Raw genomic sequence first — 22,215 nt, forward strand, 5'->3', positions numbered from 1 at the left:
ATCAATTCAATTTACAATAGAAAATCCTGGTTGATCTATATATATTTTACATATTATCCTTCTATCCAATCCACTATTTTCCCATCCTTTTTTCTATACCGAAAACTCACCGTATAGAAAGCTTCCTGTTTGAGTGTGCACTGCAACGCAACGAGAATTGAATCATTTTCAAAAACATAATTCCCACTCGCTTCTCCCTTTTCATACTGAAAGAAAAATGCACCTTCTTTTTCTTTTTGCTGTAAGTCTTTTTTTATATCTGTAATAGATCGGTTAAGTAATTCATCCAGTAAAAACTTTTGTTCTATTTCCATATAAAAATTTTTATCTGTAAGCAACATATTGGTTTCGTATATAAAAAAAGAAGTTAATAAAATAAGAAAGATGATCGTTCCAGGCATTGTAAACCCATTTTGCCCTCTCATACATTCATTTCCATTTCACTATATCGCATAACTACCCCTTCATATATTTTCCCACTAGTATCTTTCACATTTATAATGAGTATATGAGGTGTTAGTTTGTAAGAAACCGTTCCAATATTTTGTAAAACAACTTCTCTCCCGCGCCTATTTACCTTTCTTATAAGACGACTATTCTCTTTTTCATATGATACTTCACTCCCATTACGCGATCGGAATCTTAAAATACTTTCTCCATTTTCAAATGCTAGCTGTTCTCCAGATGATACTTCACGAAACTCCAATTGCGTTTGACCTAAAAACACATCCCACTCCCAATCATTTAATCCTTTTGACTGTTTATTTTCGATTTCAATGAAATGTAGGCGGGGAAAGAGCAAAAAAAATATTGATAATAGAAACAGACATACAATCATTTCTATTAATGAAAAACCACATTCTAATTTATTTTTTCTCCTACATAAAAGCATTGTTCCACCATTCTGTCTTTCACATCTCTCCATATGGTACAAACTTCATTGCCTCCCCAATATGTGTAATACACAATTCCATTTACATTCTTTTCTATTATTCGCCTTTCTTCATTTCCATACATATATATAGCTGCTTCTTTTTTTAATAACCCAGATGCCTTATAACGAATTTGTATATTTTTTCTTTCTTGCATAACTAATACTGTTTGCGGTAGTAGTAACGATACAGCCATCATTAAAACACTTAACGATACAATCATTTCAGCCATTATGGATCCTTTTTGACATTTCACGATACGTAAATCTCCCTCTTCCAAGCTGAAATACAATTTCATATTTATAATTTCGATACGAAATTATAATCGTACCACCTCTATTAATATTTCCACTTGGATTATATGTCATCGGATTTGGAAACGTATGCAAATTAATTTGTATATCTTCCTCATACTCTCGCTTGACGATATAATACTTTGTACCTAACTCTTTTATAGCATACAAATTTCTATCTTTATGCCAACGTAATGTATAGTGCTTTTGACGGTTTATCGCTAATTGCTGCATATACAAAATATCATTTGAAAACTGTCTCAAAAATTGTTCAACTTTTTGTCGCTCGTATAAGGAATGAACACTAAAATACGTAACTATACTCAATACAGAAATAGCAAATAAAACGAGTAACATCTCTAAAAAAGTAAACCCTTGTTGTTTCACAATGTCCTAATTGATACTGTGCCATCATCTGAAATATGAATAGATTCGCCATTCGGACACTTATCAATTGTAATATACTTTTCATCTGTCAGTTCTTTTAACGATGGAATTTTATTATGTTGTAATTGATATACTTGTATTTGCGCTTCTATAGATTTCACGTAAGCTGCACACCCTTTTCCTTGGATCGATGAGCGCTGTGTAACTACATTCGGAATAATTAATAGTAATAATATAGTTATGACAACCATTACTAATAGCATCTCTAACAGAGTAAATCCTTCCTCATTCTGCATACAAATGCCTCCTAAATAGAATTCATCATTTGAAACATCGGCATAATCATCGCTAAATACATAAGGACAACGATTCCTCCAATACATGTAAATAAAATAGGCTGAATGATAACTAACATATGTTTAATTTTCCGTTCCATCTTTTCCATAATAAGATCGCTATAGTCACCTAATTCAATCGCTAAATTGCCGTTTGCTTGTCCATGCGTAATAACATAAGAAAGTTCTTTCTCGTAATACCCACTTTTAGCAATGATAGATTGTAACTGTTCTCCTCCAATTAATTGTCTTTCAATTCGGCTCGCTTCATATTGAAAGAACGGATGATATCTTTGCTCCATCATTATTGTTAAAGCTTCGCATACTGATAGTCCACCATTTAATAAACCACTCAACTGAGTAGCGAAATAATGTGAATGCTTTAAAATAAGAAATGTTTTGATGAAGGGAATACGATGCATGATTTTTACCTGTCTAATATGTGGAAGTTTCCTAAAATACAACATATATAAACTACATCCAATAATAACAGTTACAATAGCGGTTAAAATAATGTAAGGTAGCATTTTTATTGCACTTAAAATTTGTTCTGTAAGTAGTGGTGTATTAGAACCGAACGAACTATAAACCATTTCAACCTGAGGTAATAAGATGAGGTTGAAAATAAAAAGCATGATTAGTAGAAAAAACACCAAAAACATAGGATACTGCATTATTTTCATCATGTCTTTCCTATACTTATCTTTCTTATAAAGAAGTGCACTTCCTTGTTGCAAAGCGAAAGAAATATCACCATGTTGCTCGGCATAAAATAAATAACTTAACATGTCCTGATGAAACCTTAACTGATGAAAAGAATCATGTAGACTTTTCCCATCTTTTAATCCCTCAACCATGCGCTGCAATTGTACTTTCTTTTCTACAGGTAATTGAAACTGTAAAAATTCTAATGCTTGTAAAAGAGAGTAGCCTTTTTCTAATAATTCTCCTAAATGTTTCAACAATACTACTTGATTACTTAAACTCCAAGTTTTCTTAAACATAAACATCATCTTCTAAAAACCCTAAAGCATATCCTTTTCGTATTGACGATTCTAAAGTCTCATGTTTGTAAGTAACACATTCTCCATTCGCTTCTTTAAGCGCTTGTTTTAACTCATACCCATATAGCAGCTCATAAATGCTTGCTTGCCTTACTTGCCTCATTGATTTACATAAAGTTGAGCACTTCCCTCTGCAAAACGGACATTTCAATTCGACAAGTCGCTGTGCAGCTACAGCCAATAAAGACTGTTCAATCTCTTGCCTCGTTATACCATAATCCATGAAACGAATGATTGCTCCTTTCGCATCATTCGTATGCAGCGTTGTCATTACTAAATGTCCTGTTAAACTTGCTCTTATAGCTATTTTTGCTGTTTCTTCATCACGGATTTCACCGACTAAAATAATATCTGGATCATGACGTAAAATAGCCTTTAATCCTGTTTCATATGTGAGACCCGCTTTTTCATTTATTTGAATTTGTAATACATCGTCACTTCTTTTTTCAACCGGATCTTCAAGTGTAATGATGCGACGTGTTTTCTTTTTTCTAATTACCTCTAATAATGCATACATTGTCGTTGTCTTCCCAGAACCAGTCGGTCCAGTAAACACGAGTAGCCCCTGTGAATAGCGTAAAAACGAGAGTAGTTTTGCTGCCGTACTTGGAAATAACGAAAGATGTGATAAGGGCTGAACAGATGCTTGTAAATGAAGGCGAATAACGAGACTTTCTTGATATACTGTTGGAAGTGTTGAAAGGCGTAAATACACTTCTTGTCCATCAATTTGCAAATACAACGAACCATTCTGTGGCTTCCGTTTCTCTCCTATATCCATAGATGCTAAAAATTTAAAATGTGAGACAAGTTTTTCTCCAAACTCCTTTTCAATACATTGTCTCGTCATTAAATCTTTTCCTATACGTAGTTGCACCGCTACATCCTTCTGCCGGGGCACAATATGTAAATCTGACGCTTGTACCCTACACGCTTCTTTTAAAATTGTATTCGCAAAAATTTCAATCCCATTCATCACTTTTCCCTCCTCACTATGTATATAGCATGAAAACATGCACAATAAAAATTTGGAATTTTGCATTTTCACTAGAACAAAAAGGAAAAATATGTTTGTGAAATTATGAACAATTTCTGAATTATTGTCTGAAATTACCTATACTCATGTTTATCTGTATTATAATGTTATTATCTTGGATAAAGTGATAAAGGTGGAGATCCTCATGGAACAAGCTTTAAAAATTACAGGTGTTTTAGCTGACCCAACTCGTTATTACATTTATAAATATATTTCGCAAAAACATAGTTACGTAACTGTACAAGAAATTGCAGATGAATTCGATATTCATCCAAACGTAGCGCGTTTACATTTATCTAAATTAGAAGATGTTCATATGCTTAAATCGGAAACGAAGAAAACTGGAAAAGGCGGAAGACCAAGCAGATTATATGTCTTATCTGAAGATGTTATTCAATTGCAATTTCCATTCCGTGATTATCAATTGTTAGCAAGAATAGCATTTAATTCTTTACTTAGTCTTGGCGCTGCTGGTGAAAAAGCGCTATACGAAACAGGAAAACAATTCGGGGCCGAATTAATGCAACAACATATGCAACGTTTAAATGTGAGTGAAGATGCTTTAACAGTAGAACAAAAAGTTCAAATTGCAAAAGAAGCTTTCTCAACAGCTGGCTTATCACCTGCATTTGAATTAAGTGCAGATGGAACAAAAATTTTCTATGATGTACACAATTGTCCATTTAAAGAAGTTGCTGTTCATCATCCAACTGAAATTTGTAACATGCACGGAGATATGATGAAAGGAATTTTTGAAATCCTATTCCCTAACATGGAATTAACTCGAAATGATAGTCTATTAGATGGATGTAAATCTTGTAATTATAAACTAACAATTTAATTTCTCATATAAAAAGAAGCCAATAATAATTGGCTTCTTTTTATATGAACGAATATTTACAATAGTAAGAAAAATAAACTATAATGAGGTGAGGTTTTACTTTTTCTAGAAAAGGAGGGAAATGGCATGGATCGCATGTTTCGCGTTCTCGGCTTTTGGACTGGAATTTTCTCGGTTATGTTTTACGTAGGAGATATGCAACAGGCTGCACTACTATTTTTAGGACAAACAGGCTTCTTCGTACTTTTAAGCTATTTAAAATTAACAGAGCGTATGTATATATACGTATTCGGGGCATATTTGACTGTTTTCTTCATAGGATTTACATACTACACGACATTCTTACTTGTGCCTGGGGCTGGACATTAAAAGATGGCATTTTGCCATCTTTTTTTTAATTCCGGAATTTCCTAGTTGACTTATAGGTTTTATTAACTTATATTCTATATAACAGATTGGAATTAGGGGGAATCAACATGAATACACTGCTTGTCGGAATTAACGTTGCAGTCATGCTCATTTTAGTTGGCGTATTATATTATATGCAACGTAAGCATGTATCTTTTAATAAACGTGTATTTACCGCTTTAGGAGTCGGAATTTTATTCGGTCTTATATTACAATTTATTTATGAGCCAACTTCTAAAGTAATTATTGAATCAAATACTTGGTTTGGCTTAATCGGTAACGGTTATGTGAAATTACTTCAAATGATCGTTATGCCACTTATTTTAGTATCTATTATTTCAGCATTTACAAAATTACAGTTAACGAAAAATCTTGGTAAAATTAGTGGTCTTATTATCGGAATTTTAATTCTCACTACAGGAATCGCTGCAGCTGTCGGTATCGCTGCAAGTGCAGGATTTGATGTATCTGCAACAGGCCTGCAACAAGGTGATGCAGAATCTACTCGTCTGAAACTAGTTGAAGAAAGATTTACTTCTATTGAAAAGACAACAATTCCAGATAAATTATTAGAGCTATTGCCTACAAATCCGTTTCTTGATTTAACAGGCGCTCGTCCAACATCAACAATTTCTGTCGTAATATTTGCAGCCTTTATCGGCATTGCCTTTATAGGTGTAAAACGAAAATATCCAGAACAAGCAGAGCTATTTAAGAAAATGCTTGATGCTGTATATGCAATCGTAATGCGTATGGTAACATTAATTTTACGTCTTACTCCATACGGCGTATTAGCTCTTATGGCAAAAACAGTTGCTGGTAGCGATATAAATGCTATTTTAAAACTTGGTAACTTCGTGTTAGCCTCTTATGTAGCACTTATCGTAATGTTTATCATTCACTTATTATTAATCGCACTGTCTGGTTTAAATCCAATTCAATATTTGAAAAAAGTATTCCCTGTATTAACATTTGCATTCACATCTCGCTCTAGTGCTGGTGCGATGCCATTAAATATTGAAGCTCAAAAAGAAAAGCTTGGTATCTCCGAAGGAATTGCAAACTTCGCAGCTTCATTTGGAGTATCTATCGGACAAAACGGTTGCGCAGGTATTTATCCAGCAATGCTTGCAATGATGGTCGCTCCAACTGTAGGAATTAATCCATTACAACCACAATTTATTTTAACTTTAATCGCTGTCGTCGCTATTAGCTCATTCGGTGTTGCCGGAGTTGGTGGCGGTGCAACATTCGCAGCTTTAATCGTACTATCTACAATGAACTTACCAATCGGTATTGTTGCTCTAGTTATCTCAGTTGAGCCATTAATCGATATGGGCCGTACAGCTCTTAACGTAAGTGGTTCTATGACAGCAGGTCTTATTTCAAGTAAATGGCTTGGTGAATTAGATCAAGATACGTACAATCAAGATGATACAAAAACTGGTGAAATTGCTTCATAATGAAAAAAGACGCTAACATACAATTGTTAGCGTCTTTTTTTATTCCGTTCCCTCTTTATAGATTTTATCTTGAGAATTATCACTTCAAGTATTGTTCTAATCGCTCTTTTAACTCTTCCTCAATTTCATAACAAGATTCATCAGCAAGTTCCCCTACTTTCTTACTCCCAAAAATGTTTGATTGAATTGGCATTCCTAAAAAGATTCTTTCGCATTTCGAAATTGGAATATTGTGAAATTCAATTATCTCTTTTTCTTCATCTAATATAGCTATAGCGACTGATGAATAATAACCCACCTCAAAGGGATTCTTTTTTTCTCTTGCAAATCCCATATCTAATTCCATATGTTTTTCTATGTATAAATGCGAATACTCTTTATACAGTTTAAGTAATATTCGCTCTATTTCCTTCTCCATACATTGAATGTTCTCTTTTAACTCCAACGTAAACTCCTGTTCTTTATATTTCATTTTCGCCTCCTTAAACATAGAAAAAGAGAATACAATAACATATTCTCTTTCCTCAAATATATTTCATTATCTCACAGCCCGTCCTTTTCACAAATAACCATTTTGTTCGCACCATTTATGAAATTGTCCTACGTCTACTCCAACTAACACGATATCCTTTAGCTCTACATCAATGATTTGTTCTCCAATTACAATAGCAAACTGCGATGCTAATTTTGTCTCGCTTTTCTTTACAATTCCAATTCGGTTCCGATGCGGTCCATCTTTTATATATGCTTTTTGTCCTACAATATCAAAGTTCAAGATTCTCACCTCTTTTACTGCGCTCAAATTGGAAATACGATCTCCACCTCGGAAAATTTCCTTTCATTGCACTATTTCTCTATATATATGACGAAACAATAAAAGAGTCCTTCCTTCTTTACAATTATTTTTTCTTTGTTTCATTTTTGTGATTGAAACGTAAAGTTTATAATAAAATACACTTGGAAGCGCTTTCTATGTAATTTTTTATGTTATAATATAAAAGTAGAACTTCGTAAAGAGGGTTAAAAAATGAATACAAAAATGATAAAAAAAGTAATTGAAGCATTAAAAGTATATGGCTTTCAGGATGTATCATTCTGTGACAAAACGAGGCAATTTTTATTTCATAACGAAACCGATATTATGAGCGGCTATGCAGAAATAACATATAGTAGTCAATTTGAAAAATTCAACGTACAAATTCATCCAATTGAAACACATCACCAAGCAGAGTTACAAGAGGTTGAAAGACATATACAAGCTTGTATAAGAAAAGTGGAATATTTAAACGCACTTCTTACCGGGCAGACAAAACTAGATGATAAAATTATTATTATGTAAAAAAAGAACGTGATCCAATCACGTTCTTTTTTCATTATACGTTCATCTTTTCCTTTAGTTGTAATCCTGTAACAGATTCTAATACATCCATCGATTCTCCAAATGTCATATCAAAAATTGTCTTATCCTCTATGTATGGAAACTGGCTGAAACGCTTTTCTAACACCTTCACAGCATCTGATGTAAAGTTTGCACTATCAATTCCAAATTCTGTTTCAAGAAGAACGATCCAATCTAATACATGAAAACCTAATCCATTGACGAATGAAATAAGTTTTTCTTCTGGGTTTGAAGATAAGAATACTTGTCGTTCCATCTCACTAAAAAGTTCTTCTCCTAAAATTTCAGCTAACTCATCATCATGTTCGCGTTCAACAAGCTCTTCGTAGCCGTAATCATCCACAAGCTCTTCTACTTCTTCACTATCCTGACAAAGCAATTGACTAAGAAGTGCCTCTTTCTTAAATTCACTATTTTGTACGACTTCTAAAAAGCTCGTTTCCCATCCATTTTCTAATTTCATATTATGTACTCCTTTATATACGTTTCTTATCATCACTGTACCCAAAAGATCACTTTTATAACCTTTTAGGTAGTTACTATTATTTCACATGATTCATAACATAAGATGCAAACTCAGCTACATCTCCTTCAAAAATATTTATTTCTGGCAAGTGATAGAACGTTGTTTGGAACGGATTTCCTGCATGATATACATATATAGTTTTCTCTAGCGCAATCGCCATTCCAAACTCTGTATGGCTCCCGTTTCCGCCATCTAATATAAGTAAAAATACATCCGCTTCTTTTACAGCATTTTGTTCTGCCTGACCAATTTCTCTTAATTGTTCTTGATTCGCTGCTCTTTCGTTTTTGGTCCAATCATATGTATGATGCCATCCTGCATGTTTCAGTTCATTTGCTACGGAACGTACAAGATGTTTATTTTGGAAACCTGAGGCGATATAAAAATTCATTTATATACACTCCTTCATTATGTATGGGGAAACTCCTTTTTAGCGTTATTTGTTATAGCTATAATAAAGAACAACTTCAAAAAAAATCCCCATCTTTAAAACTTATTTGCGTTTAAATGATGGGATGCTTCATGGTCTTCTTTTATTTTTTGTTTTTTATAACTTTCATCAGCTAACATTTCTAGTTCAGCTGTTATCTCTGACTTTTCAAGCCCTCTTTCTTGCGAAAATTTCCTTGAAATATAAACAATAACACTACCAACGTACAACACAAAGCATATAATAAGTGCAGTATTTTCATAGAGACTTAGCTCCAACACAGTCACTCCTAATCCATTCGTATTTTCACGCCTCATTAATTGGAATTTCCCTATTAACCCATTTGTTATCCCGCTATTTGAGGGCAGTAAGACTCCCTCCTCAAATTTCAGTAAAAGTAAAGAAGTTAGATGTGGGATGCACCCAACTGATTAAAGTTTCACTTTATTGTAACATAAAAATATCAATTCTTGGAATCTTTCACCCTACTAAAAGAGGCATGATTGTTTCATCATGCCTCTGAAATATTTTGAATAATTGTTTTAATTGCTTCTTTTCCATTATATTTTTTTAGTACTGTTTTATACTTCTCATTATTTTGATTCAATTCTTCGACATACTTTATCAGAGATTTTACAGTTACATCTTCTTCATATAATACGGAGGCATACCCTTGCCTTTCAAAGGACTCTGCATTTAATATTTGATCGCCACGGCTTGCAAATTTCGATAATGGAATTAAAACCATCGGCTTTTGTAATGTTAAAAATTCAAAAATTGCGTTGGAGCCCGCGCGTGAAATAACAAAATCGGTTACCGCTAATATATCCGGCAGTTCTCCATGTACATATTCAAATTGTCTATATCCTTCTTTATTTTGTAAACTTTCATCAAGGTTACCTTTTCCGCAAAGGTGAACAATTTGATACTTTTTAAGAAGTTCTGGTAATGCTTCTCGAGCCGTATCATTAATTTTCTTCGCGCCCAAGCTGCCTCCCATAATCGTAATAACTGGCTTTTTACGTGAAAAACCTAAAAATGCTAAACCTGTTTCAGGATTTCCCTTCAGCACTTCTTCACGTACAGGAGATCCCGTATATATTACTTTTTCTTTTGGTAAATGTTTCGCTGCTTCTTCAAATGTAACAAATATTTTCGAAGCAAAACGAAGCGCAATTTTATTTGCTAGTCCTGGCGTCATATCAGATTCATGTAATAAAACTGGTACTCTATTTAGCCATCCTCCTATTACGACTGGTACAGATACGAAACCGCCTTTTGAAAAAATCACATCTGGTTTTAGTTTTCGAATCCTTACATACGCATCCATAACACCCTTCATTACAAGAAAAGGATCTTTTATATTTTTCAAATCAAAATAACGACGTAGCTTTCCACTCGAAATACTATAGTAGGGAATGCCTTCCTTTTCTATAATCGTTTTCTCAATACCTTGATGAGAACCAATATAAGAGATATCCCAGTTGTCTTTCTGTAAATGTGGGATAATGGCTAAATTAGGTGTTACATGTCCTGCCGAACCGCCACCTGTAAAGACTATTTTCTTCATACGTCTCCCCCTTCTAGACTATAATACACTAAAATATCTTGCCTCAGGGTGAGAAAATACCATAGCCGTTACGGACGCTTCTGGCTCCATCATGAATCCTTCTGTTAATGAAATACCTATTTCCTCTGGATGAATTAAGCGAAATAGCTTTTCTTGATCTGCAAGTTCTGGACACGCCGGGTAACCAAATGACACGCGTATTCCCCTATATTTCGTACGGAAACGTTCTTCCATCGTCAGTTCAGGTGAGTCTGGAATGCCCCAGCGGTCACGAATGAGCATATGTGTTTTTTCAGCAAGTCCTTCTGCTAATTCAAGCGCTAACGATTGAATGGCATGACTACGTAAGTAATCACCTTTCGCTTTCCACTCTTCAGCAATGTCCCGAACTCCTTCCCCAACCGTAACAGATAAGAAAGCAACATAGTCCATCTCATCTCCAATTGGGCGCAAATAATCGCCTAAAGTACGATAGGGGGCCTTTCCTTGTCTAGGGAATGTGAAACGCTCTATAACACGCGTATGATCTTCTGGATCATATATTACAATGTTTTGTCCGTCGCTTTGCGCTGGGAAAAATTGATACACTGCTTTTGGCTTTAACCAAGATTGTCCTTCTTGCAATAATTCATCTATTAAATCATTTAATTCATACGCTCTCTTATCTCCCTCTTTCAAAAGCTTCTTCACATTTCCTTTTAATCCAAGGTGATGCCCAAGTAGCATTTGTCTATTTAAAAATGGAGCGAGATGAAGGGCGGGAATATCGCGTAATACAATTCGTTTTGTTGAATCAGGCACGATAACCTCAGTCTTCGGTAATGGCTCAATTACTGCTGGAATTTCTACTTTCTTCTCCTCTTTTTTTACGATATGAAGATGCCGTTCTTTCTTATCCTGTTTCATCTTCTCACGCTCTTCTTCTTTTTGAAGCTTATTAATAATATCGAGCCCCGTCATTGCATCACTCGCATAACAAACGAGCCCTTTATATGATGGTGAAATCCGATTATCTGTAAACTTTCTCGTTAACGCTGCACCACCTACAACAATGGGAACATCAATATTTGCTGCTTTTAAATCTTCAGCAGTCGTTACCATTTGTTGCGCTGATTTTACTAATAAACCTGAGAGGCCTATAATGTCCGGCTTCTTTTCTTGTACTTCTTGAACAATTCGATCCGAACGTACATTAATTCCTAAATTAATAATCTCATATCCGTTATTCGCTAAAATAATTTCAACGAGATTTTTCCCAATATCATGCACGTCACCTTTTACAGTTGCTAATAATACTTTCCCTTTTTTCGCACTATCACTAGATTCCATATGTGGCTCTAAATAGCTTACAGCAGCTTTCATACTTTCGGCACTTTGCAATACTTCAGCAACAATAAGTTCATTATTATTAAATAGTCGTCCTACCTCGTCCATCCCTGTCATAAGCGGACCGTTAATAATATCAAGAGGTTTTCTTCCTTCTTCAAGTGCAAGACTTAAATCCTCGTGTAATCCTTGTTTCGTACCTTCTACAATATAATTTGCTAGTCTTTCATCAAGCGTTAACGTTTCTTGCACAACGACATCTTTCTTTTTAGCGACTCGGTAAAAGTTTGTAAATTCTTCTAACGTCTCTTTCGTCGTTTCAAACAGTAATGCATCTGCAAGGTGTTTTTCTTCCTCTGGAATCGACGCATAGCGTTCTAATTTTTCCGTATTAACAATCGCGTAATCTAATCCAGCCTTCGTAGCATGATATAAAAAGACGGAATTCAATACTTCACGTCCAGCTGGTGGTAAACCAAATGATATGTTACTTACACCTAAAATCGTTAAACACTCTGGTAACGCTTCTTTAATAAGGCGAATTCCTTCTATAGTCGCTGCCGCTGAACCAATATATTCTTCATCACCTGTCCCTACTGGAAACACAAGTGCATCAAAAATAATATCTGACGGGCGTATCCCATATTTCGTAGTTAATAATTCGTAACTTCTTTTTGCAATTTCTAATTTTCTTTCAGCACTTACTGCCATACCATCTTCATCGATTGTACCAACTACAATTGCAGCACCATACTTACGAAGAAGCGGTGTTACCTTTTCAAAACGCTCTTCTCCATCTTCTAAATTAATAGAGTTGATAACAGCTTTTCCTTGAATATAAGTAAGTGCTCTTGCCATAACATTTTCATCCGTTGAATCAATCATAATCGGTACTTTTAACACTTTCGTAACTTCTGTCAAAAATTTCTCCATATCTTCTATTTCATCACGATCAGGATCTGCCATACAAATATCAATAATATGAGCATTTTTCTTCACTTGCGCCCTTGCCACTTCAGCAGCCTCTTCAAATTTCCCTTCTGCTACTAATCGTTTAAATTTACGTGATCCAATAACATTCGTTCTTTCACCTACAAATAACGGTCTCATAGACTCATCGTATTGCAGTGCCTCCAATCCACTAATTCCATGTCCTTCTCTCTCATGATGGTCACGAGGCTTAAGAGATGCTAGTGCTTCTTTCATTGCTTTTATATGTTCTGGTGTCGTGCCACAACAACCACCAATAATATTAACCCATCCTTCTTCAGCAAATCGTTTCACCTTTTCAGCAAGAGAAGATGGAGATTCATGGTAATGTCCATCTTCATCAGGAAGACCTGCATTTGGATAACAAGAAATGTAACACTCCGATAAATCAGATAGTGAACGAATATGGTCCCTCATAAACTCCGGACCAGTCGCACAGTTTAATCCAACAGATAATGGTTTCATATGTTCTACTGATAAATAAAAAGCTTCAATTGTTTGCCCAGCCAGAGTCGTTCCCATTGGCTCAATCGTTCCTGAAATCATAATAGGAACCGTTTTTTTCATTTCTTCAAAAGCGGCTTGAATTCCAATATAAGCTGCTTTCACGTTACGCATATCTTGACTCGTCTCAACGAGTAATACATCAACTTCTCCTTTTAATAATCCTCGTGCCTGCCTTGTATAAGCCTCAATCAATTCTTCAAAAGTCACACCACCTGTAACACTAATTGCTTTCGTTGTTGGTCCCATCGCTCCCGCAACATATACTTCCTTCCCGCTTTCTTTAACAGCTTGCTTCGCCAAAAGTGCTGCCTTTTCATTTAGTTCTTCATCTAAATGAGACAGCTCATAATCACTTAGTACAATATTCGTTGCCCCAAATGTATTTGTTTCAATAATATCCGCTCCAGCTTCAATATAAGCTTTATGAATCTTTAAAATGACATCAGGTCTTGTTTCTACTAAATATTCATTACACCCTTCGTACTCTTCTCCTCCGAAATCTTCCGCAGTTAAGTCCTCTTGCTGGATCATTGTTCCCATTGCACCATCTAATATTAAGATGTTATTTTGTAATTTTTCTTCTATACATTTCATCAGTTAATACCTTCTTTCACTTCTTGCTTTTCTCTCACATATTTAACAAGATGTTCTGTAATTTCATATTTTAGAAATGGTGTAATAAGATAAATGCCGTTAAAATATTTCATCGCCACATCGATCAATTCTTGTGAAATGCGAATCCCTTCCTCAATTGCTGCCTCTTTCGTTTCATGTCCATCCATTCTCTCCCTTATTTCTTCAGGTAGAGTAATACCCGGCACCTCAAAATGAAGGAAATCTGCATTCCTTTTACTTATTAATGGCATAATCCCAATAAAAATAGGTTGTTCCAAATGCTTTGTCGCTTCATACACTTCTTCAATTAACGCGATATCATAAATTGGCTGAGTTAAGAAATATTCCGCTCCAGCATCTATTTTCCGTTCCATCCGCTTAACCGCTGCTTTTAAATGTCTTACATGCGGATTAAACGCACCTCCCACTGAAAACCTTGTTGCTGGACCTATTGATTTCCCTAAAATCGAGCGTCCGTCGTTCATTTCTTTAATCATTTTAATGAGCTCAATAGAGGACAAATCATATACAGAAGTGGCACCTGGAAAATCACCAACGCGTGCTGGATCACCAGTTAAAGCTAACACTTCTTCCATACCTAACGCCGATAAGCCTAATAAATGAGACTGTAGTCCAATGACGTTATGATCTCTACACGTTAAATGCGTCAATACCGGAATATCGTGCTTCGTTAATAATGCCCCCATTGCCATATTCGAGATGCGAGGCGATGCTAATGAATTATCTGCTAGAGTAATAGCATCTGCCCCAGCTCTTTTCAATGCTCTTGCTCCTTCAAAAAATCGCTGCGTATCTAATGTTTTCGGTGGATCTAATTCCACTACTACTGTCGTTTGTTTTTTTGCTTTCTCTGCTAATGTGACATGAGCTTTTGAACGTTTCTCGTGTGTATGAACTACTTTCGGTCTTTGAATCGTATCCTTTTCTATTACAGGTGTAACATTTGCAATTGCACGTTTCATACTTTCAATATGTTCTGGAGTCGTGCCACAACAACCACCTAATAACCGAATACCTTGCTCAATAAATTTCGGTGTCATCGCTTCGAAATAAGCTGGACTTCCCTCATATACGTAACGTCCCTCTACATAATTCGGGAGACCTGCATTTGGGTATGCTGATAAATAGCCATTTTGCGGAATCGATATCATTTTGAAAGCTTCCGTCATATGAAGCGGCCCTAGTTGACAATTCAATCCAACAACATTTGCACCGTAATCTATAAGTTGCTTTAATATTTCATTGACATCATTTCCATTTTGAGTCGTACCTGCTTCATGTAACGCTAATTGAGCAACAATTGGAATGTTCGTTTGCTTACGCAATACTTTAACGGCATGAAGTAATTCAAATTCATCGTAAAAAGTTTCTAATAGTAATCCATCAACCTGTTCTTCTAGTAAAGCCCCTGCCTGTTCAAGTAGCATAAACTCCCTTTCCATATCAGTCGTTGTAACGGCTCCGATGTGTTTCATACCACCAATTGTTCCTAAAATTGCATTTCTGTCTGTAACAGATGCTTTCGCCAGTTTTACTGCCGCTCTATTAATTTCTGTAACTTGATTTTCTAAACCATACATACGTAATTTCGCCTCATTTGCCCCATACGTATTCGTTTGAATTACATCTGCTCCAGCAGCTACATATTGTTTATGAATCGATATAATTAAGTCTGGATCAGATACATTCAATTCTTCAAAGCTACTTTGCAAACCATGTGAATGCAATAACGTCCCAACCGCACCATCACCTATTACAATTCCTTTTGATAATAAATCTAGTAATTTCACGAATCTCCCTCATTTCTATCAATATAAAAACCCCCTCTTCACTTTGAAGAGGGGGACATAATCGTTCCTCCTCTTATTATGCAAAACATTCGTTTTGCAGGTATTAGCACCGTTTCAAACATTTCGTTTGAAGGTTGCCGGGTTTCACAGGGCCTTTCCCTCCACCGCTCTCAATAAGAGTTGTCTTTATTATTTTATTTATGTAGCTAAAAGGAAATGCGTTCCCCTTTTAACAATGTTTGTTAATTTTTTAATAAATTTAGCATGCACAAAAATAAAAGTCAATGACACTTGCGGAAAAATAAAAATTATTTAAAATAAACTTGCAATTCAATTATCTTTTGTTGTAAAGTTAAAAACATAATAAAAATTTCATACGAACATTCTTATCTAGAGAGGTAGAGGGACTGGCCCTATGACGCCTCAGCAACCATTAACATTTTGTTAATAAGGTGCTAATTCCAGCAAATTGTGAAAGATTTGACAGATGAGAAGAAGACTCTATTCAAACCGAAAGCCTTCTTCTTAGAAGGCTTTTTTTATTTTATATTCACTTAATGTTTCAATTTAAAAAGGAGGAATTTTCACATGTCAACAATCGAAACGAAACTAGCACAAATCGGAAATCGCAGTGAAACTACAACAGGAACGGTTAATCCACCGGTTTATTTCTCAACCGCTTATCGTCACGAAGGAATTGGTAAATCTACTGGCTTTGACTATTCACGAACTGGCAATCCAACTCGCGGTCTTTTAGAACAGGCGATCGCAGACTTAGAATATGGCGAACAAGGTTATGCCTGTAGTTCAGGGATGGCGGCTGTTCTCCTCGTCCTTTCTCTATTCCACTCTGGAGACGAACTTATTGTATCTGAAGATTTATACGGGGGAACGTATCGATTATTTTCTGAGCACGAAAAAAAGTGGAATGTTCGATGTAGATACGTAAATACACAATCTATTAAACAAATTGAGCAAGCTATCACAACTGAAACGAAGGCTATTTTCATAGAAACTCCAACTAATCCGTTAATGCAAGTTACTGATATTGCCGCTGTCGCAACTGTAGCGAAAAGGCACGGACTACTTCTTATTGTAGACAACACATTCTACACACCTTATATACAGCAACCATTAACAGAAGGTGCTGACATTGTACTCCATAGCGCAACGAAATATTTAGGGGGACATAACGATGTACTAAGCGGACTTGTCGTTGCAAAAGGAAAGGAACTTTGTGAGGAAATCGCTCATTATCATAATGCATCAGGCGCGGTTTTAAGCCCATTTGACTCATGGTTATTAATTCGCGGTATGAAAACGTTAGCGCTTCGCATGAGACAACATGAAGAAAATGCGAAAGCAGTTGTTGCATATTTAAATGATGAAGGCGGGGTGACAGATGTATTTTATCCAGGAAGAGGCGGCATGATTTCATTCCGCCTTAAAGATGAAGCTTGGATTAATCCATTCTTACAATCTTTATCCTTAATTACATTTGCAGAAAGTCTTGGTGGTGTAGAAAGTTTAATGACTTATCCAGCAACGCAAACACATGCTGATATTCCTGAAGATATTAGAACAGCAAACGGTGTATGCAATCGTCTTCTTCGATTCTCCGTTGGCATTGAAAATAGTAACGATTTAATTCAAGACTTAAAGCAAGCCATTAAACTCGTAAAAGAAGGTGTAAGAATATGAGCTATTCTATAGATACACTCTTACTACACAACCAATATAAACATGACTCACAAACAGGCGCTGTGAACGTTCCCATTTATAACACATCAACTTTTCACCAGTTTGATGTAGATGCGTTCGGAAAATATGACTATAGCAGGTCAGGAAATCCAACTCGTGAAGCTCTTGAGGATATCATTGCTTTATTAGAAGGTGGAACAAAGGGATTCGCCTTTGCATCAGGCATTGCAGCGATTTCCACTGCATTCCTCCTTCTTTCACAAGGTGATCACGTACTCATTTCAGAAGATGTATACGGAGGCACTTACAGAGTCATAACTGAGGTACTCTCCCGTTACGGTGTTTCACATACATTTGTTGATATGACCAATTTAGAAGAAATAAAACAAAACATTAAACCAAATACAAAGCTCTTTTATGTAGAAACACCTTCTAACCCACTTTTAAAAGTGACAGATATCCGCGAAGTTTCTAAACTTGCAAAATCTATTGGCGCTCTTACTTTTGTTGATAATACTTTTTTGACACCACTATTCCAGAAACCACTTGAACTTGGAGCTGATGTCGTTCTTCATAGTGCTACAAAATTTATTGCTGGTCATAGTGATGTTACTGCCGGATTAGCAGTAGTAACAGATGCAGAACTCGCTCAAAAGCTTGGATTTTTACAAAATGCATTCGGTGCTATCTTAGGGCCTCAAGATTGTTCTCTCGTACTTCGCGGCCTAAAAACATTGCATGTACGCCTCGAGCATTCAGCTAAAAATGCCAATAAAATTGCACATTATTTACAAGAGCACGCTAAAGTACAAAATGTCTATTATCCTGGATTACAAACGCATCTCGGATTTGATATTCAACAATCTCAAGCAACATCAGCTGGAGCGGTCTTATCGTTTACTTTGCAGTCAGAAGATGCACTCCGCCAATTTTTGTCAAAAGTAAAATTACCTGTTTTTGCAGTTAGTTTAGGAGCTGTAGAGTCAATTCTTTCTTATCCAGCAAAAATGTCACATGCAGCACTGTCGCAAGAAGCTCGTGATGAAAGAGGGATCTCTAATTCATTACTTCGGTTATCAGTCGGCCTTGAAAATGTTGACGATTTAATATCCGATTTTGAAAATGCCCTTTCTTATGTAGAAGAACCTGTAAATGCATAGAATAAATAGAAGATATGAAATTAAGTTTTCATATCTTTTTTTATGCTGTTTAACATACTCGTTTTAGTGCTTTTCTGTCTATATAGTTCATTAAAAAATAAAATTTTTATCTATTTCCAAGTAATGGAGTAATTGATATATTAAGAAATAAAAAGGAGCAAAAATAATGGATACTTGTGCAGATATTTTAATCGTTATCGATTTACAAAATGGAGTATGTTATAGCGGAGAGCATTTATTTGATTTACAGAACTTACTAACAAAAGTAAATAAAAGAATTTCTTCATACAGAAAATTAAATAAACCAATCCTTTTTGTTCAACATTGTGATGATGATTTAGTACCCGAGAAAGAAATTTGGGCTATTCATACCGATCTAGATGTTCAAGAACAAGATTTTTTTGTAAGAAAAACACATGCAAATTCATTTTATAAAACAAACTTAAAAGAAATTTTAGATCAATTATCTGTAAAACGCATTGAATTTTGTGGTGCCCAAACAGAGTACTGTATGGATGCTACGATTAAGTTTGCCCACGGACTGGGATACGAAAACTTTATGGCACAGAAAACAACCTCTACGTTGAATAATCCTTTTATGTCCGCAAAAGAGACGATTGATTTTTACGAGAACATATGGAATCACAGATTTTTAACGTTGCTAAAAGATGAATTTTAGAATAAATGACTAATGACTTGATTATCCTAAGATTTATCAGCTGTAATCAAATATTTCGTTATCACCATAAAGAAGCGAATTACATTCAGCTTCTTTTCTTTTAACCTGTTTTATATTCTATATATATCATTATAATTCCTTTGTCATATTATTTTAAAAATTTCGTATATTCATTTGAAAGAATAAGAAAATCATGATAAAATTGTGTTACAAATATATCTATATCTTTCAATTTTTAAAACGTATCGAAATTTTCACCCAAAAATGTCATTTTACAAAAACGTGCTAATTTACCTATTTTATTTACATCATGGTCTCTTTTCTTACAATTTCTTTACTTTAGGACTTTTTTTCTGCAACAACTATTTTCTTTTCTTTAAATTTTTGGTATGTATAGTATGGTATAATAGCTCACACGGAGGTGGAAAAGAACATGTTAGAAACCTTTCAAAAAGAATTAGAACTATATGAAAGTAATGCAGAATTATTAAAAGTGCTGGCTCATCCTGTTCGTTTATGTATCGTAAAAGGATTAATTGAGCGCGGTCCAAGCAACGTTTCTACAATGTACACTGGCTTAAACATGCCACAATCTACAATTTCACAGCATTTAGCAAAATTAAAAAGCGCTAAAATCGTTTCTAGTGAAAGAAAAGGATTAGAAATTTATTACAAAGTAGAGAACGAAACAATAATTCAACTCGTTCGCGTATTATTAGGTTAGGGACTAATAATCGAAGAAAAAGAACGTATTCTATATTTTTTATCTCATATCTTTAATATAAATATATATCATGAGAGGAAATATATAATACTACATAAGTCGTATTAAAAAACAAGACACAGTATATACTGTGTCTTGTTTTTTATATTGTTACATACCGCTCCAAATGTAAATGTTGCATATCTTTTGTATGTATAACAACATCAAACGCACTCCCTACTCCTCCATTCAAAATCATAGAACGAACTGCTCGATTTTGTTTTTGCGTTTCAGAAAAAGGATTCGTATCTTGATGGCTCGTAAGCTGTTCTAATATCCCTGCAGCTAACAAGAACTCAGATTGTTTCTTATGCCATACTGCACTCATTCCTTGCATACTAAACATTTCCTTTAGCTCGTCCCAATGAATATGAGTAGTAAGATCCATTTCACCTGGATGCGCTAGTGGGTTACGTATTAGCTTATGCTGATAATACCCTCGCAAACTTCCTTCACGGTGTGCTGGATGCATCCATTCTTCTTTTGTGTATCCGTAATCAACTGTAATACATATACCTTTTTGAAACCATTTCGCAATTTCTTTTATATACTCCTCCATCACAATTGGTACTTCAAAACGTTGCCCTTCAGCAATATGAATATTATATTTCAATAAATATCGACCAATTCTTTTATCTAACGGCCTACATACTTCTGAAAGGTTTCCTTCCTCTGTATATGTAATACGTACTTCATACAACATACCATTTCTTTTCTCAATTATTTCAACAGGAAATGCATCAAACAACTCATTCGAAAAAAGAATTCCCTCGAAAGAATCTCCCATTTCACTATAGGAGGTATAGTACGATACATTAGAAAATGAGCCAAGTTTCTCCTGCTGTAATTCCCTATGAAAAGGGCTCACTTCAATCATTGAATAGTTTAAATCAATAAAGGTTTTTGGAGATAATTGCTTCCATTCTTGTAAAACATCATAGGCAAACTTTCCAGTTCCCCCACCAACCTCACAAATATTCGAAGCAACTTCACCATTTTCAACAAGACGAATAAAAAGTTTAGCAAAAGTTTTTGCAAAAACAGAGGATACATTGCTACTCGTAAAAAAATCCCCTTGTCTCCCAATCTTTTCACGTTCTTTCATATAATATCCATGACCTTCTGTATACAATACAAGGTTCATATACGTACTATATGAAATTGAATAATCCTTTTCTTTTCCCATCCATTCTCTTAAAATGAGCTCCATCCCTATAATGACTCCTTATTGTAAAAACGGATTATTTTCTTTTTCAAAGCCAATGCTTGTTTCTGGACCATGTCCACATAACACTGCTGTTTCATCTGGTAATACAAATAATTTCTCTTCAATACTTCCAATTAATTCAGCAAAACTTCCACCAGGCAAATCTGTTCTTCCAATGCTCATTTGGAACAATACATCTCCTGAGAATACAGCATTCGCCTCTTTACTATAATAAGAAATACTTCCTGGAGAATGTCCCGGCGTCTCAAAAATTTCAAAATTAAATGATCCAATTGTTAATGTACCTTCTGCATCAATAATATGATCCGCTGGTTTTGCTGTAATACTGCGGTTCATCATAAAAATTTGAGAGCCGTTTACAGTTGCATCTCCTAACCAATCTGCTTCTTCTTTATGTACGTATACAGGAATATGAAAAGCGTCTCTTACCGCATCAACAGCACCGATATGATCAAAGTGAGCATGTGTTAATAAAACCGCCAATGGTTTTAATTGTTCTTCTTGTAAATATGTAACGAGCTTTTCACCTTCATGACCAGGGTCAAAGATAATGCACTCTTTTTGATCGTTCATTAAAATATAAGCATTTGTTTGTAATGGGCCTAACGGCATTTGTATCCATTTCATATGAAAATCTCCTCCAGTTATTAAACTTACTTTTAATGATACAACATTTCTTTCTCTGAGGAAAAGAAAGGATGCTATCTCGACAATCATTTTTAAAACATGTACAATATAAAAGAGTAAATAT

At 35.0% G+C, this 22,215-nt stretch carries 25 protein-coding genes and 2 riboswitches; of the genes, 8 read left to right on the forward strand and 17 right to left on the reverse strand.

The features are described 5' to 3' along the window. Positions 1–53: 53 nt before the first annotated feature. The 7 genes from comGG to comGA are packed head-to-tail and all read right to left on the reverse strand — an operon-like array spanning position 54 to position 3,987. A complete protein-coding gene (gene comGG, locus MHI26_RS21835; RefSeq protein WP_001214887.1) occupies positions 54–425 on the reverse strand; it encodes a competence type IV pilus minor pilin ComGG in 372 nt (123 codons plus the stop codon). Continuing rightward, on the reverse strand, positions 422–892 hold the full coding sequence (comGF, locus tag MHI26_RS21840; RefSeq protein ID WP_000923095.1) for a competence type IV pilus minor pilin ComGF: 471 nt from the start codon (positions 890–892) through the stop codon (positions 422–424). The genes comGG and comGF overlap by 4 nt, the downstream gene beginning before the upstream one ends. Further along, positions 862–1,164 carry a hypothetical protein gene (locus MHI26_RS21845; protein ID WP_000829466.1) on the reverse strand — a complete coding sequence of 101 codons (303 nt, stop codon included), beginning with the start codon at positions 1,162–1,164 and terminating at the stop codon, positions 862–864. The genes comGF and MHI26_RS21845 overlap by 31 nt, the downstream gene beginning before the upstream one ends. Continuing rightward, the gene (comGD, locus tag MHI26_RS21850) at positions 1,157–1,612 is read right to left on the reverse strand and encodes a competence type IV pilus minor pilin ComGD (RefSeq protein ID WP_042972675.1); all 456 of its coding nucleotides are present in this window, start codon (positions 1,610–1,612) and stop codon (positions 1,157–1,159) included. Before comGD ends, MHI26_RS21845 begins: the two co-directional genes overlap by 8 nt. After that, positions 1,609–1,908, reverse strand: a complete 300-nt coding sequence (gene comGC, locus MHI26_RS21855; protein WP_001178681.1) for a competence type IV pilus major pilin ComGC — start codon at positions 1,906–1,908, stop codon at positions 1,609–1,611. The genes comGD and comGC overlap by 4 nt, the downstream gene beginning before the upstream one ends. Before the next feature lie 11 nt (positions 1,909–1,919). After that, positions 1,920–2,957, reverse strand: coding sequence for a competence type IV pilus assembly protein ComGB (gene comGB / locus MHI26_RS21860; protein ID WP_042973412.1), 1,038 nt, complete (start codon positions 2,955–2,957; stop codon positions 1,920–1,922). Continuing rightward, positions 2,944–3,987 (reverse strand): competence type IV pilus ATPase ComGA, encoded by a 1,044-nt coding sequence (gene comGA, locus MHI26_RS21865; RefSeq protein WP_001013181.1) that lies wholly within the window; start codon positions 3,985–3,987, stop codon positions 2,944–2,946. Before comGA ends, comGB begins: the two co-directional genes overlap by 14 nt. Positions 3,988–4,192: 205 nt before the next feature. Between comGA and MHI26_RS21870 the strand changes: the two genes are divergently transcribed. The 3 genes from MHI26_RS21870 to MHI26_RS21880 all read left to right on the forward strand — a co-directional run bounded on the left by MHI26_RS21870 (position 4,193) and on the right by MHI26_RS21880 (position 6,759). After that, a complete protein-coding gene (locus MHI26_RS21870; protein WP_000434108.1) occupies positions 4,193–4,888 on the forward strand; it encodes a helix-turn-helix transcriptional regulator in 696 nt (231 codons plus the stop codon). A gap of 126 nt (positions 4,889–5,014) precedes the next feature. Continuing rightward, positions 5,015–5,257: a DUF2626 domain-containing protein gene (locus MHI26_RS21875; RefSeq protein WP_000375619.1), complete on the forward strand. Its 243-nt coding sequence runs from the start codon at positions 5,015–5,017 to the stop codon at positions 5,255–5,257. 107 nt (positions 5,258–5,364) lie between these two features. Further along, positions 5,365–6,759 (forward strand): L-cystine transporter, encoded by a 1,395-nt coding sequence (locus MHI26_RS21880; protein ID WP_061666292.1) that lies wholly within the window; start codon positions 5,365–5,367, stop codon positions 6,757–6,759. A gap of 79 nt (positions 6,760–6,838) precedes the next feature. On the opposite strand, the gene MHI26_RS21885 is transcribed toward MHI26_RS21880, so the two are convergent. Both MHI26_RS21885 and MHI26_RS21890 read right to left on the reverse strand, forming a co-directional pair. Next, the gene (locus MHI26_RS21885; RefSeq protein WP_061666291.1) at positions 6,839–7,231 is read right to left on the reverse strand and encodes a hypothetical protein; all 393 of its coding nucleotides are present in this window, start codon (positions 7,229–7,231) and stop codon (positions 6,839–6,841) included. Positions 7,232–7,318: 87 nt separating this feature from the next. Then, positions 7,319–7,534: a DUF3912 family protein gene (locus tag MHI26_RS21890; protein ID WP_001008333.1), complete on the reverse strand. Its 216-nt coding sequence runs from the start codon at positions 7,532–7,534 to the stop codon at positions 7,319–7,321. A 252-nt stretch (positions 7,535–7,786) separates the two neighbouring features. On the opposite strand from MHI26_RS21890, the gene MHI26_RS21895 reads away from it, so the two are divergent. Further along, entirely contained in the window at positions 7,787–8,098 is a 312-nt protein-coding gene (locus tag MHI26_RS21895; RefSeq protein WP_001093240.1) for a hypothetical protein, read from the forward strand. A 34-nt stretch (positions 8,099–8,132) separates the two neighbouring features. Here MHI26_RS21895 and MHI26_RS21900 read toward each other — a convergent pair whose 3' ends face one another. From MHI26_RS21900 to MHI26_RS21925, 6 genes are all read right to left on the reverse strand, one after another. Next, complete coding sequence (locus MHI26_RS21900) at positions 8,133–8,621, reverse strand: hypothetical protein (RefSeq protein WP_000764268.1); 489 nt, start codon at positions 8,619–8,621, stop codon at positions 8,133–8,135. A 79-nt stretch (positions 8,622–8,700) separates the two neighbouring features. After that, entirely contained in the window at positions 8,701–9,075 is a 375-nt protein-coding gene (locus tag MHI26_RS21905; protein ID WP_001012346.1) for a nucleoside 2-deoxyribosyltransferase, read from the reverse strand. 95 nt (positions 9,076–9,170) lie between these two features. Beyond that, positions 9,171–9,431, reverse strand: coding sequence for a DUF3966 domain-containing protein (locus tag MHI26_RS21910; protein WP_001250701.1), 261 nt, complete (start codon positions 9,429–9,431; stop codon positions 9,171–9,173). 194 nt (positions 9,432–9,625) lie between these two features. Continuing rightward, complete coding sequence (locus MHI26_RS21915) at positions 9,626–10,684, reverse strand: undecaprenyldiphospho-muramoylpentapeptide beta-N-acetylglucosaminyltransferase (RefSeq protein ID WP_000724758.1); 1,059 nt, start codon at positions 10,682–10,684, stop codon at positions 9,626–9,628. Positions 10,685–10,702: 18 nt separating this feature from the next. After that, on the reverse strand, positions 10,703–14,101 hold the full coding sequence (gene metH / locus MHI26_RS21920; RefSeq protein WP_061666290.1) for a methionine synthase: 3,399 nt from the start codon (positions 14,099–14,101) through the stop codon (positions 10,703–10,705). Continuing rightward, positions 14,101–15,933, reverse strand: a complete 1,833-nt coding sequence (locus tag MHI26_RS21925; RefSeq protein ID WP_000770355.1) for a bifunctional homocysteine S-methyltransferase/methylenetetrahydrofolate reductase — start codon at positions 15,931–15,933, stop codon at positions 14,101–14,103. The genes metH and MHI26_RS21925 overlap by 1 nt, the downstream gene beginning before the upstream one ends. Before the next feature lie 70 nt (positions 15,934–16,003). Continuing rightward, positions 16,004–16,113: riboswitch (SAM riboswitch) on the reverse strand. Positions 16,114–16,316: 203 nt separating this feature from the next. Beyond that, positions 16,317–16,427, forward strand: a riboswitch (SAM riboswitch). Positions 16,428–16,521: 94 nt separating this feature from the next. On the opposite strand from MHI26_RS21925, the gene metI reads away from it, so the two are divergent. The 4 genes from metI to MHI26_RS21945 all read left to right on the forward strand — a co-directional run bounded on the left by metI (position 16,522) and on the right by MHI26_RS21945 (position 20,197). Beyond that, on the forward strand, positions 16,522–17,634 hold the full coding sequence (gene metI, locus MHI26_RS21930) for a cystathionine gamma-synthase/O-acetylhomoserine thiolyase (RefSeq protein WP_061666289.1): 1,113 nt from the start codon (positions 16,522–16,524) through the stop codon (positions 17,632–17,634). Continuing rightward, a complete protein-coding gene (gene metC, locus MHI26_RS21935; RefSeq protein WP_061666288.1) occupies positions 17,631–18,794 on the forward strand; it encodes a cystathionine beta-lyase in 1,164 nt (387 codons plus the stop codon). The genes metI and metC overlap by 4 nt, the downstream gene beginning before the upstream one ends. A gap of 166 nt (positions 18,795–18,960) precedes the next feature. Beyond that, positions 18,961–19,473 (forward strand): cysteine hydrolase family protein, encoded by a 513-nt coding sequence (locus MHI26_RS21940; protein ID WP_000379162.1) that lies wholly within the window; start codon positions 18,961–18,963, stop codon positions 19,471–19,473. 433 nt (positions 19,474–19,906) lie between these two features. After that, positions 19,907–20,197: an ArsR/SmtB family transcription factor gene (locus tag MHI26_RS21945; protein WP_000894377.1), complete on the forward strand. Its 291-nt coding sequence runs from the start codon at positions 19,907–19,909 to the stop codon at positions 20,195–20,197. Positions 20,198–20,339: 142 nt separating this feature from the next. Here MHI26_RS21945 and MHI26_RS21950 read toward each other — a convergent pair whose 3' ends face one another. Together MHI26_RS21950 and MHI26_RS21955 are read right to left on the reverse strand one after the other, a co-directional pair. Continuing rightward, positions 20,340–21,452 (reverse strand): class I SAM-dependent methyltransferase, encoded by a 1,113-nt coding sequence (locus tag MHI26_RS21950; RefSeq protein ID WP_000525145.1) that lies wholly within the window; start codon positions 21,450–21,452, stop codon positions 20,340–20,342. A gap of 9 nt (positions 21,453–21,461) precedes the next feature. Then, on the reverse strand, positions 21,462–22,091 hold the full coding sequence (locus tag MHI26_RS21955) for an MBL fold metallo-hydrolase (RefSeq protein WP_000871225.1): 630 nt from the start codon (positions 22,089–22,091) through the stop codon (positions 21,462–21,464). Positions 22,092–22,215: the final 124 nt, after the last annotated feature.

This window comes from Bacillus sp. FSL K6-1218 (genome assembly GCF_038006445.1).
GTDB classification, from domain to species: domain Bacteria; phylum Bacillota; class Bacilli; order Bacillales; family Bacillaceae_G; genus Bacillus_A; species Bacillus_A thuringiensis_S.